Origin of the sequence: Sphingobium ummariense RL-3 (genome assembly GCF_000447205.1) — a bacterium.
GTDB classification, from domain to species: Bacteria; Pseudomonadota; Alphaproteobacteria; order Sphingomonadales; family Sphingomonadaceae; genus Sphingobium; species Sphingobium ummariense.
On sequence record NZ_AUWY01000088.1, the window covers coordinates 1 to 12,353 of the forward strand.

The following is a 12,353-nucleotide window of genomic DNA, read 5'->3' on the forward strand; positions in this document are numbered from 1 at the left end:
GCCGCGTCGCGCGCCGACCGCGGCAGGACGGTGCCGGTCAATGAAGGCGAAGCGGCACAGTGACAATGCGCAGTTGAGACGGCTTTCGGCCAAAGCTGTCATAAAGCTTCACTATCATTCCAGCGCAGGCTGGAATATCACGTTCTTTTCTTCGGGTGAGCCAGAAGAAGGGAGATCCCAGCTTTCGCTGGGATGACGGGCTTGGTCTTATGTCCCCATCACCCAAAAAAAAGGCGTTATTATACCAGGCATACCCAAGCGGGGCGGGAGGTGCTAAGTGAACGCCTCTGAACCTGCATGGCCAATTTCTCTCAGTGGCCAGTCTGTCGAAATGGGGAACTGGGTGCGGCGAATTTATATCGATGAATCTGGCACTTCTGGGCGAGAGCCTGTCGCTGTTGTAGCCGCTGTGATCATCAATGCAGATCAACACTACGCTCGACTCGCGACTAGGGTGGACGAGGTCAACAGAAAGCATGCTGGTAATTCTGCGGGGCCGCTTCCTGTTTTTCACGCTACTGATATTTGGAACGGGAATAAGAACTTCAAAGATATCGTTAGAGATTGGAGTAAAAATCAAAGGTTATCTTACATCACGGATATGGTAGAAATCGTGTCCAAAGAAAACATACCTGTTGCACTCAGTTGGATAAAAAAAGATGAGTGCTTTAAAGGATTGGATAAAGCGGAAGCTGCCAAGCGAGCGCACTTTTTTGCGTTCGCTGGCTCGATAGCTGTATCGGACAAGTTTATTTCAAATCACTATCCTGACGAGAGAGCTTCGCTTGTCGCTGAAAAATGCGATCACATGATGCAAACCTTGGGGCATATACCATTCATTTTTAATGATCAGGAGCCTGACCCTGATTCATGGCTTTTTCGGAGGAAGATAACACACATCATTGGTGATGAAGAGATCCAGTATATGACGAAACGCGGGAGCCCGCTCCTCCAAATCGCGGACGCAATGGCGTGGGCGTTCCAGCAATATTTGACCAATTGGCGCTTGGCACCAAAGCTATATCGACCGATTTTTGGCGATCACGATTTCGCCATCAGGGAAGATTTGACTCGGCGTCCGATGGGGGCATCAGTTTTGGGGACGCTATATTCCTCGTTAAGCGATCAACCATGATGTCGGCCTCGGTGGGGCTTAGTTCGCCATCGGCCACCATGCGCTCGACTTCGGCGCGAAACCTGGCGCTCTGCTCTTCTTGGGTTTCCTTGTGCTTTTTCGTCGGCATTACGCCCTCGCACTAGCTGTTTGGTAGGTAAGCCGCTTGCCAATGATACCCATCAGCAACCGATCCGAACGCTCGGAGTCCTCGATGCCAAGGCCGGAGCGGTTGTTATAGCGGAACTCGTATTCAGCGAGGTAGCGGTGAAGATGCTGTTCGCCACAGTGTTGGTAAACACCCTTCATGCCGCGCTTGAATATCGAGAAATAGCCTTCGACGGTGTTGCTGTGGATGCTGCGATCTTCAAGGTTCACATATTCGCCGCGACCGTGCGAAGTGGTGCCGTGAGCGGCGAAATGGTGCTTCACATCACGATAGCCGCTGTGTTCGTCGGTCATCACGCGGGCCTCGCGGGCTACGTTCTGCATGACCAGCGGCATCAGGGTTTTGGCGTTCACATCATCAATGACCATGGTGCGCGCTTGGCGAGTGTCGCGGTCGATCAGTGCCAGTACCTTCATCTTATGGTGGAACGCGCGGCGCTTCGGAACGCCCTTGAGTTGCCCGATGAAGGTCTCGTCAATCTCGACCGCACCACCATTGCCACCAAACGGGGCCATATCGTTCGAACGCATCGCCTCGCGGATACGGTGAGACATGAACCAGGCGGTCTTGAGGGTGACGCCGAGAATGCGGTGAAGTTGGTTGCTGGAAATTCCCTTCTTGCTGCCCGCGATCAGATACATCGCCTGAAGCCAAAGGCGCATGGGGACCTTGCTGCCTTCGAAGATGGTGCCGATCTTCACGGTGAATGGCTTGCGGCACTGGTAGCACTTGTAGGCGCCGATACGGGTGCTTTCGCCTTGCATCTTCGAAATGCGCTCCACGCCGCCACAGTGCGGGCAGACAGGGCCATTTGGCCAGATGCGCGCCTCAACGTAAGCGTAGGCCGCTTCTTCGTCGTGAAAATGAGGGCTGGAGAGGTTCGACATTTGGTGTGCTCCGATTATGGATTCACTCTACGTTCTCGGAGTGGGTACGTCAAGTATAATATCGCGAAAAAAAAGGGCCGCCCCCAAGGACGGCCCTCTTCTGTCTCTAACGACTCTGCCTCAGCAGTCGCGGTCGATCGCCCGGCCCGCCAGGGCGCCTACGCCCGCGCCGATGATCGCGCCGGTCGTGCCGTCGCCCCGGTTGTAGCGGCCGCTGCCCTTGCCCACTTCATTGCCGAGCAGGCCACCGGCAATCGCACCGATGATGGTGCCGCCCGTGCCATTGTCCCGGCAGCGATAGCGGTAGCGATAGTCGCCGCCGCGATAGCCACGATACCCACGGTAATAATCACCGCCATAACCGCCGCGATAGCCACGGTAGTAATCGCCGCGATAGCCGCGATGACCCCGATAGCCGCGATAGTCGCCGCGATCGTGACGGCCCCATCCGTCGCGCGCCATCGCGGGGGTGGCAGTCACTGCCAGGGAACCGGCGACCATCGCCAGCGCGGCCCCCATATTGACGAGAAACTTGGTCTTCATGGCGTTGCTCCTCAGTTTTGCCATATCCACGGCGTCATCCGAAGCGGGGATTCGCCATCGATTGCACCCCTTATGCGTGATTCGCTTTGAGCCGAGCCTGAATGGCGGTGTCAGCCGCCGTTCAGCCGCCCACGGTTCACCGGCGCCCTGCTGCGCTTGGGCGAACTTTCCCCTATGCGGAACGACAATGCGTCGAATCCTCCTCGTCCTGACCCTTGCGATCCTGCTGCTGCCGGCGCCGCCCCCGAACAAGCCCCAGACGGTGCGAGCGGGTCGCTGCTGGTGAGCGCGCGGGCGCTGCCGCTGGATGAGGGCGCGCCGGCACGGCAGCACGTCGGCGCGCTCGCCTATCTGGGGGCTTGGGAACTGCGCAGCGCCAATCCCGGCTTCGGCGGCATCTCGGCCCTGCTGGTCGATCCGCCGGGGCAGGTGCTGGCACTGAGCGATGCGGGCATATTGATGGGTTTCCATGTCGGCGACGGCACGGATGCCCGACGCCCGTTCATCGCTCCCCTGCCGGTCCGGGCTCAGGATCGGGGCAAGCCCTGGTGGGCATGGGACTCGGAATCGCTCACCCACGACCCTGCAACCGACCGCTATTGGGTCGGATTCGAGCTGCAGCAGATGATCTGCCGCTATGGCCCCGGCTTCGTGCGGGTCGAGGAATGCCGCACCTGGCCGGAAATAGCCGCCTGGCCGGAAACCGGATCGATCGAATCGCTCGCGCGCCTGCCCGACGGGCGCTTCCTGGCGATCGGGGAGATGGGCGTGACGGCGGATGGCAGCCACGACACGTTGCTCTTCGCCCGCGATCCGGCGGACGACGCCACCCCTGCCCCCATGCACCTGCGCTATTATCCGCCGCCGGGCTATCGGCCGACCGACGCCGTGGCGCTGGACGAGCGGCACCTGCTGGTGCTCAACCGGCGACTGACGCTGGCGCAACTCTTCACCGGCACACTCGCCATGGTGGAACTGCCGGAGCGGCTGGAGACGGGGGCACAGCTGCGCGCGCGACCACTGGCGACGCTCGCGCCGCCGCTGCTCGCTGATAATTTCGAGGGGCTGGCGGTGACGCGGGAGGGCGGCCGGACGATCATCTGGATCGTGTCAGACGACAATCACGAATTCTTCCAGCGCACCCTGCTGCTGAAATTCGCCCTGCCGGAATGGCCGCCGCGCTGAGCGGCGACCGGAACGCAAAAAAGCGGCCCGTCGCCGGGCCGCCCTTCATGCTCGAACGAAGCGAAAGGAATCAGGCCGCGACGGCGGCCTGCTTCTTCTTGATGTCGCGCTTCAGGCGGCGAGCCTTGAGCGACAGCTTCTCGTCGCCGGTCTTCAGCAGCCAGTTGTCGAGGCCGCCATTATGCTCGACCGAACGCAGGCCATGGGTCGACACGCGCAGCGTGACGCTCTTTTCCAGCGATTCGGAGATCAGCGTGACATTCTGCAGGTTGGGCAGGAAGACACGCTTGGTCTTGTTGTTGGCGTGGGACACATTGTGACCCACCTGGCGGCCCTTGCCGGTCAGCTCGCAGATGCGCGACATAATCTTCTCAACCTTGTCGTTCGGGTTCGTTCGGAAAGCGGCGCCGATAGCGGGATTCCCCGCCGTCGTCAACCCGCCCGGATCGGGAGGACGCGCCGCGCGCAACCCTTTCCCCACCCCGGGCGTTGGAGCCGCGTATAACCGAAAGGAGACCGACATGCGAGTCATTGGCGGACTGTTGTTGATCGTGCTGCTGGTCCTGGCAGGCGGCATTGCCACCGGCTTCATCGACCTGCAGAAGACCCAGGATGGTCGCCTGCCCGAAGTGGCGGTCAAGGGCGGCGAGCTGCCCAAATATGAGGCGAACGTCGCCAAGGTCGAGGTCGGCACCCGCAAGGAAACCGTGGAAGTGCCGACCGTGGACGTCAAGAAGCCCTGACCCTTTCGTTCAGGGCCTTCGATCCTGTAAGGGCGGGGCATGGCTCCGCCCTTTCCCTTGCCCCTCCCCATGCGCCGCGCGCTGGACCTTGCGCGCGCCGCCGCCGAGGCGGGCGAGGTTCCCATCGGCGCCGTGGTGACGCGCGCCGGCGCGATCCTGGGCGAGGGAGAGAATCGCAACCGCCGCGACAATGACCCCACCGCCCATGCCGAAATCGTCGCGATCCGCGCGGCCGCCGCGCGACTGGGCGACTTCCGCCTGACCGGCTGCGACCTGTGGGTCACGCTGGAGCCCTGCCCGATGTGCGCGGGCGCCATCTCCCACGCACGGATCGCGCGCCTCTACTACGCCGTCTCCGATCCCAAGGGCGGCGCGGTCGAACAGGGGCCGCGCCTCTTCACCCAGCCGCAATGCCTGCACCGGCCCGATGTCTATGGCGGGCTGGCCGAGGCGGAGGGCTCAGCGCTGCTGCGCGATTTCTTCGCCGCCCGCCGCTGAATAGTCGATGCGGTAGAGCGTATAGGGCAGCGTCATGCCGGTCCGCAGCGGCACCGGGTGCAGCCAGCCCGGAATATCGCCGCGCATCAGCCCGGCATAGAAGCCGCGCGGGCTGCGCGAGGCATAGATCGTCCCTTCCGGGAAATTCGGGCAGACCAGCAGATAGGTGGCATGATGCCGCGCCGCGATCGCGCGGAAACCATCGACCGGGCCGTCAAAGGCATGGTGGATGTCCAGGATCGTCGCCCCGTTGCGATGATAGGGACCGGCGAGCGCGCTGTGATGCGTCGTCGCGATCAGGCGCGGGCCGAGGTCGACCAGGGTGAAGATCGTCGCGGGCGGCAGCTGGTCCAGCACCTCCAGCGCCGGCAGGGTACGGCAACGGCCGTTCGCCTTCTTGATCGCCTCCGATCGCGCCTTGGCGGCGGGGCGCCAGGGCTTGGGCTTGTTGCCCGTCACCTCGGCCCAGAGCGCGGTCACCTGCGGATAGAGCGGATAGGTGCAGGCGATCGCCGCCAGCAGCAGCGCGCCCGCGATCCCCGCAACACGCATCCATGTCCGGCCGGTTATGATGGCTACCAGCAGCCGGTGCGCGGCCCAGGCGGCGGGCGGAATCGCCAGCAGCTGCGCCGCCGGCCCCGCGCGGAGCTGCCAGAACAGCAGCGCGGTGGAGAACAGCATCATCAGCCCCACCGTTGCCCAAGCCCAGAGCCGCTCGCTGTCCCGCCGCGCGTCCCACAGCGCCCAGAGCAGACCGATCAGGCCCGCGAGCGGGATCGCCATCAGCGGCACGACCACGCTCTGCGCCTGCGCGGTGATGGGCTTCGCCTCGCGGATATTGGCCAGCCACAGGCGCTGGAGCTCCGGCGAGATCTGATAGGGGGTCAGGCACTGCGGCCAGTTGGCCCATGTAAAGATGGCGACCGCCGCGCCCACGACGATCCCCGCCCCCAGCCTCGCCGGCCAGCTGCGCAGCGGCAGACGCGCGAGCAGCACCATGCCGGCCCCCGCCGCGCCGAACACCGCGACCCATATGGGCGAGATCGCGTCGCACACCATCTGCCGGTTGTCGTTGCTGGCGAAAAGGACGAAGAGCAGCGACGTCGCGCCGGCGAGGCTCAGCGCATAGGGCTGCATCCGCCGCCCCGCCCCGTCCTTGAACACCCAGCGCAGCGCGACCAGCGCGCCGCCGGCCGCCAGATAGACGATCATCTCCATGCCGATGGCGATGGACAGCGCGCTGCTGACGCCCGCCATGATGCCGCCGCGCAACCAGTTGCGGTCGATCAGGCCCGCCAGCATCGTTACCGCCAGCGCCAGCTGCCAGCCATGATGGTCGATCCGCATCGGCGCGAACATGCCAAGCCCCATCTGTGCGGCGAGCGGGGCGAGGACCGCCACGAACCAGGCATGGGGGCCGCCCAGCCGCCGGGCGATGGCGCCCAGGCTCAGCATCAGCAGCAGCAGCGGGATCAGCGGCGCGATGCCGCAGGCCAGCCGGTCGGCCAGCCCCTGGTCGACGAAGGCGCGGAAGAACAGCATCAGCGCCGCGATCGGCAGGTCGACCAGGCGCGACCAGTGGATGTTCGCGCCCACCGGCGGATCGAGCCGGTGCTGCCGCAGGTCGAACCAGCCCTGCCCCGCCAGCCAGTCCTTGACCTGCACGTAACGGATATTGTCGTCGGTGTCGGACAGCACGAACCAATGGATCGCGGGCCAGCGCGTCACCAGGAAGGCGACGACGATCACGATCCAGATGAGGAAGGTCAGCCATTTCCAGTGGCGCTGCGCATAGGGGGCCGCCAGCGCGAGGAAGGAGGCGGCGCGCGCGCGGAAAGCTGCCGGGCTATGCAAGGTCATGGGCGTGGATTAGACGGTCGGCGGGAAAGCGCAACGGGGCGGACGACGGGCGCGAAGGGAATTGCGGGTTCCACGCCCTTCCGTCATCCCGGCGAAAGCCGGGATCCCGCTTCCTCTTCCGGCCTGAATCGCGCATCGGAGAAAAGGGAGATGCCAGCTTTCGCTGGCATGACGGGTTCCAAAGCAGAACTACCGATGGAGGGCAATATTTGAAAATCCTGACGCACCTCTCGCCCGAACGGCGGGCCCTGTTCTGTCAACTCGTGCGCTACGGCTTCACCGGCCTGTTCGTCACCGCCTGCCAGGCGGCGATCTACTGGTTGCTGGCCGCGCTCGCCGGGCTGCATCCGCAGGTCGCCAACGGCATCGGCTATCTCGCGGCGGTCGCGATCGGCTATGTCGCGCACAGCCTCTTCACCTTCCGCGGCCATGGCGGGGACGACAGCCACGCCGCGCGCGGCGCGCGCTTCGTGCTGGTCTCGCTACTCAGCTATGCGCTCAACGCCTTCTGGGTGTGGCTCTGCGTCACCCATATGCAATGGCCGGAATGGTCGCCCATCCCGGCCATGCTGTTCGTCACTCCGGCGGCGGTATTCGTGCTCAACCGGCAATGGGTGTTCCGCTAGACGGCAACAATCAATGCACGAAGCGCGCCACCACGTCGCGATAGGATCGGCTGACCTTCACCTGCGCGCCGCTTTCCAGCACCAGGAAGCATTCGCCATTGGTATGCGGCTTCACCTGCCGCACCTGCGACAGGTTCACGATGGTCGAACGGTGGACGCGCTGGAAGTTGCGCGGGTCCAGCCGCTTCTCCAGATCCTTCATCGTTTCACGCAGGATCAGCGAATTGTCGGCGGTGTAGATGCACATATAGTCGCCCGCAGCGTCGATCCGCTCGATCGAATCCACGTCGACGCGGAAGATCTGGCCGCGATCCTTGATGTTGATCAGCTTCTCGAACCGGTTGGACGACGGCGCGTCCTCGTCGGCGGCAAAGCCGTTCATCGCCTCGGGCGCGACTTCGGCCAGCACCTCGCGCAGCTTCTCCGCCTCCTGCACCTGCCGCTTCTCCGACAGGCGCTGGCGCACGCGGTCGAGCGCGTCGGCAAGGCGTCCTTCCTCCACCGGCTTCAGCAGATAGTCGACCGCCTGCGCCTCGAAGGCGCGGATCGCATGGTCGCCATAGGCAGTGACGAAGATGAAGAGCGGCGGCTCGACCTCCATCAATCCCTGCACGACGGAAAAGCCGTCGAAACCAGGCATCTGGATGTCAAGGAACACAAGGTCGGGTTTATGCGTCTTGATGGCACGGATGGCTTCGCGGCCATTGCTGCAGGTTTCGACGATTTCAACATCCTCATGCGCTTCCAGCCGCAGTTTGAGGCCTTGAATAGCCAGGCTTTCGTCGTCGACGAGGATCGTTCTGATGGTCATGCGGCCACTTTCGATGTTTCATCCATGTTAAGCGGCATTTCGATAATGACCGAAAAGCCGCCCGGGCCGGAACGCGTTTCCATGCTCTGTCGTTCCCCGAAGGCCTGAATCAGGCGATCGCGGATATTCGCCAGGCCCACGCCCGTTCCCGCATGGGCCGGGATGTTCGGCCTGACATTGCCCTCGTTCAATCCCGGTCCCGTGTCCGATACGACGATCCGGACGTTTTCACCGGCAGGCTGCGCCGTGATGGCGATCTCCGCCCCCTCTTCCTTTGGCGTGACCGCATATTTGATCGCGTTTTCCACCAGCGGCTGGAGCAGCAGCGACGGCAGGCGCGACTGCGCCACCGCCGGATCGATGGTGAAGACCGGGCGCAACCGGTCCTCGAACCGCATCTTCTCGATCTCCAGGTACAGCTTCAGCGTCTCCACCTCCTGCGCGATCGTCACCTGAGCGGTGGGCTCGTTGATCAGCGTGTAGCGCAGGAAGGACGACAGGCGGGACAGCATGGCATTGGCGCGGTCGGTCTGCTTCAGCAGCACCAGCGTGGAGATGGAATTGAGCGTGTTGAACAGGAAATGCGGGTTCAGCTGGTAACGCAGCATGGCGAGCTGCGCGCTCGACGCCTGGTTCTCCAGCCGCAGCAGCTGGTCCGCCTGCTCCTCCACCGTCAGGTAGAAATTGATCGCGTAATAGAGCGCCGACCAGGCGCCCAGCAGCGTCATGCTGAGGTAGAAGGCGCCCAGGAACAGCTGCACGCCCGCGGTCTCGCTGCCCCGGTTCTGGGTCGAGAACACCCAGGCGTCGATGAACGCGACCAGCCCGGCCGCCGCCACCACCGTGACGATCGACACGCCCCAGGTGACGATCGGCCGCTGCTTCTGGAGGAAGCGGAACACGACCGCGATCAGCAGCGTCACCGAATAGCCGGTGACGGTGGAGATCAGCACCGGCACCAGGCTGGAAACCGGCTGGCCGTTGGCGATGGTGGACGATCCGCGCAGCAGGAACGCGCCCGCCCAGCCCAGCGACTGCAGGTTCCAGAAAGCGCGATTCTTGTCGGCGAAGAAAGGCTGCGGCTGAATGCGGGACACGGACATCGCCTTCAGACTAGGCGATTTCCGGTCCGGGGTGAAGCCGTTGCGCCCGTCGGTCAAGCCGCTGCCGCCGGCTCCTCCACCACCGGCATCACCGCGTCCGGGCATTGCCAGACCAGTTCGCTCAACGCCAGCGGCCGGCCGTCATGCGCCTGGATCGTGATCGGGCGAATCGGCTGGCCGTCGCGGCGATCCGCCAGGATCTGGCACGATGTCGGGGCGCAACCCCATCGTTCGCCCCATTGGCGCAGCGCGATCATCACCGGGGCCAGCCCCTCGCCCTTTTCAGTCAGGCGATATTCGACCTTGCGCCGGTCGCACTGCATCGGCTGGCGCACCATGATGCCGTTTTCCACCAGCCGGGCGAGCCGGTTGGCCAGGATGTTGCGGGCGATGCCCAATGTGGACTGGAACTCCTCGAAATGGCGGATGCCGGACAGCGCGCCGCGCAGGATGAGGAAGGACCAGCGTTCACCCATCATCTCCAGCGCGCTGGGAAGCGCGCATTGTTCGAGATCCTGGGCCAGATTGTGTTTCATGATCGTGACCGTGTAGCTCAAAGCCGGCGCTGTTGCAAAAGCGCAGCGCATTTTACGGGAAGATGGGATTTTTTTGTTGCACGGCAAGGCCGTTCCCCGACAATCGGGAAACAATGCTGCGTCAATATGAACTTGTCGAACGGGTGAAGCGCTACGATCCGGAAGCGGACGAGGCGATGATCAACCGCGCCTATGTCTTTTCGGTCCAGAAGCACGGCTCGCAGAAGCGCGCCAGCGGCGACCCCTATTTCAGCCACCCGATCGAGGTCGCGGGCATCCTCACCGACTTCTACCTGGACGACCAGACGATCGTGACCGCGCTGCTGCACGACACGATCGAGGATACGCTCGTCACCTATGAGGAGATCGAGGGCGCCTTCGGCAAGGACGTCGCTCGCATGGTCGACGGCGTGACCAAGCTCAGCAAGATCGAGGCGATGTCGGAAAATGAGCGGGCGGCGGAGAATCTCCGCAAGTTCCTGCTCGCCATGTCGGACGACATCCGCGTGCTGCTGGTGAAGCTGGCCGACCGGCTGCACAACATGCGCACGCTGCACTTCATCAAGAACCCCGACAAGCGCCGCCGCATCGCGCGGGAAACGATGGACATCTACGCCCCGCTGGCGGAGCGGATCGGCATGTACGACTTCATGCGCGAGATGCAGCTGCTCGCCTTCCGCGAACTGGAGCCGGAGGCCTATGACAGCATCACCAAGCGGCTGGAGCAGCTGAAGGAAGGCGGCCACGACAAGGTCGACCGGATCGGTGCGGAGCTGCAGCTGCTGCTGGGCGGGAAAGGGCTGCCCGTGACGGTCTCGGGCCGCGAGAAGCACCCCTATTCCATCTGGAAGAAGATGCAGGAACGGCACATCAGCTTCGAACAGCTGACCGACGTCATGGCCTTCCGCGTCATCACCGAGACGGCCGAGGACTGCTATCGCGCGCTCGGCGTCATCCACCAGACCTACAAGATGGTCCCGGGCCGCTTCAAGGACTACATCTCCACGCCCAAGCGCAACGGCTACCGCTCGATCCACACCACCGTCATCCACCAGGACAATGCCCGTATCGAGGTGCAGATCCGCAGCCGGGACATGCACCACGATGCCGAACTCGGCCTCGCCGCACACTGGGCGTACAAGCAGCAGGGCGACGCCACCGACCAGCACGCCGCCTGGCTGCGCGACCTCGTCGAAATCCTGGAACAGAGCCAGGACGCGGACGAGCTGCTCGAACACACCCGCATGGCGATGTACCAGGACCGGATCTTCGCTTTCTCGCCCAAGGGCGAGCTGCACCAGCTGCCCAAGGGGTCGACTCCGGTCGATTTCGCCTATGCCGTCCACACCAGCCTCGGCAACCAGACCGTCGGCGCCAAGGTCAATGGCCGCGTCGTGCCGCTGCGCACCGAACTCGAAAATGGCGACCAGGTCGAAATCCTGAAGTCGGAGGGGCAGGAGCCGCAGCCGGGCTGGCTGACCTTCGCCATCACCGGCAAGGCGCGCGCCGCGATCCGCCGCTATATCCGGCAGAAGCAGCGCGGCGAAGAGATCGCGCTGGGCGAGAAGCTCTATGAGGAGATCGTCGGCCGCTTCCCCCCCGACCTTGCCAGCGAATTGGGCGACAAGGCGCTGACGGCGGCGATCAAGCGGCTGAAGCTGGAGGACCGCGCCGCGCTGATGATCGCGATCGCGACCCACCGCCTGCTTGATTCCGAAGTGATGGAGGCGCTCGTCCCCGGCTCCACCAGTGCGGCTGGGATGGAGGAAGCGCATCCGCGCCAGCACGCGCCGGTGTCGATCCGCGGCCTGACGCCGGGCATCGCCTTTCAGCTCGGCGAATGCTGCCACCCGGTGCCGGGCGACCGCATCGTCGGCATCCGCCGCACCGGCGAGCCGATCGAGGTGCACACGATCGACTGCAAGACGCTGGAGGCCGGGCAGGACGCCGACTGGGTGGACCTCAGCTGGGACAGCAAGTCCAAGGGCGGCACCGCGCGCCTCTCCGTCATCGTCAAGAACCAGCCCGGCGCGCTCGCGGCGGTCGCCAATGTGTTCGGCGCGACCAAGGCCAACATCCTCAACCTCCAGCTCGCCAACCGCGAGGGGCCGTTCCACACCGACGTCATCGACCTGGAAGTGGCGGATGCGCAGCATTTGAACCGGATATTGTCGGCGCTGCGCGCGCTGGACACGGTGGTGCAGGCGGACCGGGTTTAGGGGGACGGCATCGACATCGGTCCGATAATGCACTAGGTAGTGATAGGTAATACCTCTAC

General features: G+C 63.8%; 12 protein-coding genes and 1 pseudogene. 6 read left to right on the forward strand and 7 right to left on the reverse strand.

The window, feature by feature from the left end; genetic code table 11:
* Nucleotides 1-277: 277 nt before the first annotated feature.
* Nucleotides 278-1,135, forward strand: a complete 858-nt coding sequence (locus tag M529_RS49260; protein ID WP_152522601.1) for a DUF3800 domain-containing protein — start codon at nt 278-280, stop codon at nt 1,133-1,135.
* Between the two features lie 108 nt (nt 1,136-1,243).
* Here M529_RS49260 and M529_RS36990 read toward each other — a convergent pair whose 3' ends face one another.
* Both M529_RS36990 and M529_RS36995 read right to left on the reverse strand, forming a co-directional pair.
* Nucleotides 1,244-2,170, reverse strand: coding sequence for an IS1595 family transposase (locus tag M529_RS36990; RefSeq protein WP_031295034.1), 927 nt, complete (start codon nt 2,168-2,170; stop codon nt 1,244-1,246).
* A gap of 120 nt (nt 2,171-2,290) precedes the next feature.
* Entirely contained in the window at nt 2,291-2,713 is a 423-nt protein-coding gene (locus tag M529_RS36995) for a glycine zipper 2TM domain-containing protein (protein WP_021318314.1), read from the reverse strand.
* A 187-nt stretch (nt 2,714-2,900) separates the two neighbouring features.
* On the opposite strand from M529_RS36995, the pseudogene M529_RS37000 reads away from it, so the two are divergent.
* A pseudogene (locus M529_RS37000) lies at nt 2,901-3,898 on the forward strand (esterase-like activity of phytase family protein).
* A gap of 70 nt (nt 3,899-3,968) precedes the next feature.
* Here the strand turns inward: M529_RS37000 and rpmB are convergent.
* Nucleotides 3,969-4,262 carry a 50S ribosomal protein L28 gene (gene rpmB / locus M529_RS0124745; RefSeq protein WP_031295035.1) on the reverse strand — a complete coding sequence of 98 codons (294 nt, stop codon included), beginning with the start codon at nt 4,260-4,262 and terminating at the stop codon, nt 3,969-3,971.
* A gap of 157 nt (nt 4,263-4,419) precedes the next feature.
* Here rpmB and M529_RS37005 point away from each other — a divergent pair, with 157 nt between their 5' ends.
* On the forward strand, nt 4,420-4,641 hold the full coding sequence (locus tag M529_RS37005) for a hypothetical protein (RefSeq protein WP_021318317.1): 222 nt from the start codon (nt 4,420-4,422) through the stop codon (nt 4,639-4,641).
* A gap of 39 nt (nt 4,642-4,680) precedes the next feature.
* The gene (locus M529_RS37010; RefSeq protein WP_021318318.1) at nt 4,681-5,139 is read left to right on the forward strand and encodes a nucleoside deaminase; all 459 of its coding nucleotides are present in this window, start codon (nt 4,681-4,683) and stop codon (nt 5,137-5,139) included.
* On the opposite strand, the gene M529_RS37015 is transcribed toward M529_RS37010, so the two are convergent.
* Nucleotides 5,101-6,999, reverse strand: a complete 1,899-nt coding sequence (locus M529_RS37015) for a hypothetical protein (protein ID WP_031295036.1) — start codon at nt 6,997-6,999, stop codon at nt 5,101-5,103. The two genes, M529_RS37010 and M529_RS37015, sit on opposite strands and share 39 nt — an antisense overlap.
* Before the next feature lie 209 nt (nt 7,000-7,208).
* On the opposite strand from M529_RS37015, the gene M529_RS37020 reads away from it, so the two are divergent.
* Entirely contained in the window at nt 7,209-7,625 is a 417-nt protein-coding gene (locus tag M529_RS37020; protein WP_021318320.1) for a GtrA family protein, read from the forward strand.
* A 10-nt stretch (nt 7,626-7,635) separates the two neighbouring features.
* On the opposite strand, the gene M529_RS37025 is transcribed toward M529_RS37020, so the two are convergent.
* From M529_RS37025 to M529_RS37035, 3 genes are read right to left on the reverse strand one after another with little or no spacing between them, the layout of a single operon-like run.
* Nucleotides 7,636-8,436 (reverse strand): LytR/AlgR family response regulator transcription factor, encoded by an 801-nt coding sequence (locus tag M529_RS37025; protein ID WP_021318321.1) that lies wholly within the window; start codon nt 8,434-8,436, stop codon nt 7,636-7,638.
* Entirely contained in the window at nt 8,433-9,539 is a 1,107-nt protein-coding gene (locus M529_RS37030; RefSeq protein ID WP_031295037.1) for a sensor histidine kinase, read from the reverse strand. The genes M529_RS37025 and M529_RS37030 overlap by 4 nt, the downstream gene beginning before the upstream one ends.
* A gap of 53 nt (nt 9,540-9,592) precedes the next feature.
* Nucleotides 9,593-10,075: a winged helix-turn-helix transcriptional regulator gene (locus tag M529_RS37035; RefSeq protein ID WP_031295038.1), complete on the reverse strand. Its 483-nt coding sequence runs from the start codon at nt 10,073-10,075 to the stop codon at nt 9,593-9,595.
* 113 nt (nt 10,076-10,188) lie between these two features.
* On the opposite strand from M529_RS37035, the gene M529_RS37040 reads away from it, so the two are divergent.
* Complete coding sequence (locus M529_RS37040) at nt 10,189-12,294, forward strand: RelA/SpoT family protein (protein ID WP_021318324.1); 2,106 nt, start codon at nt 10,189-10,191, stop codon at nt 12,292-12,294.
* Nucleotides 12,295-12,353 lie beyond the last annotated feature (59 nt).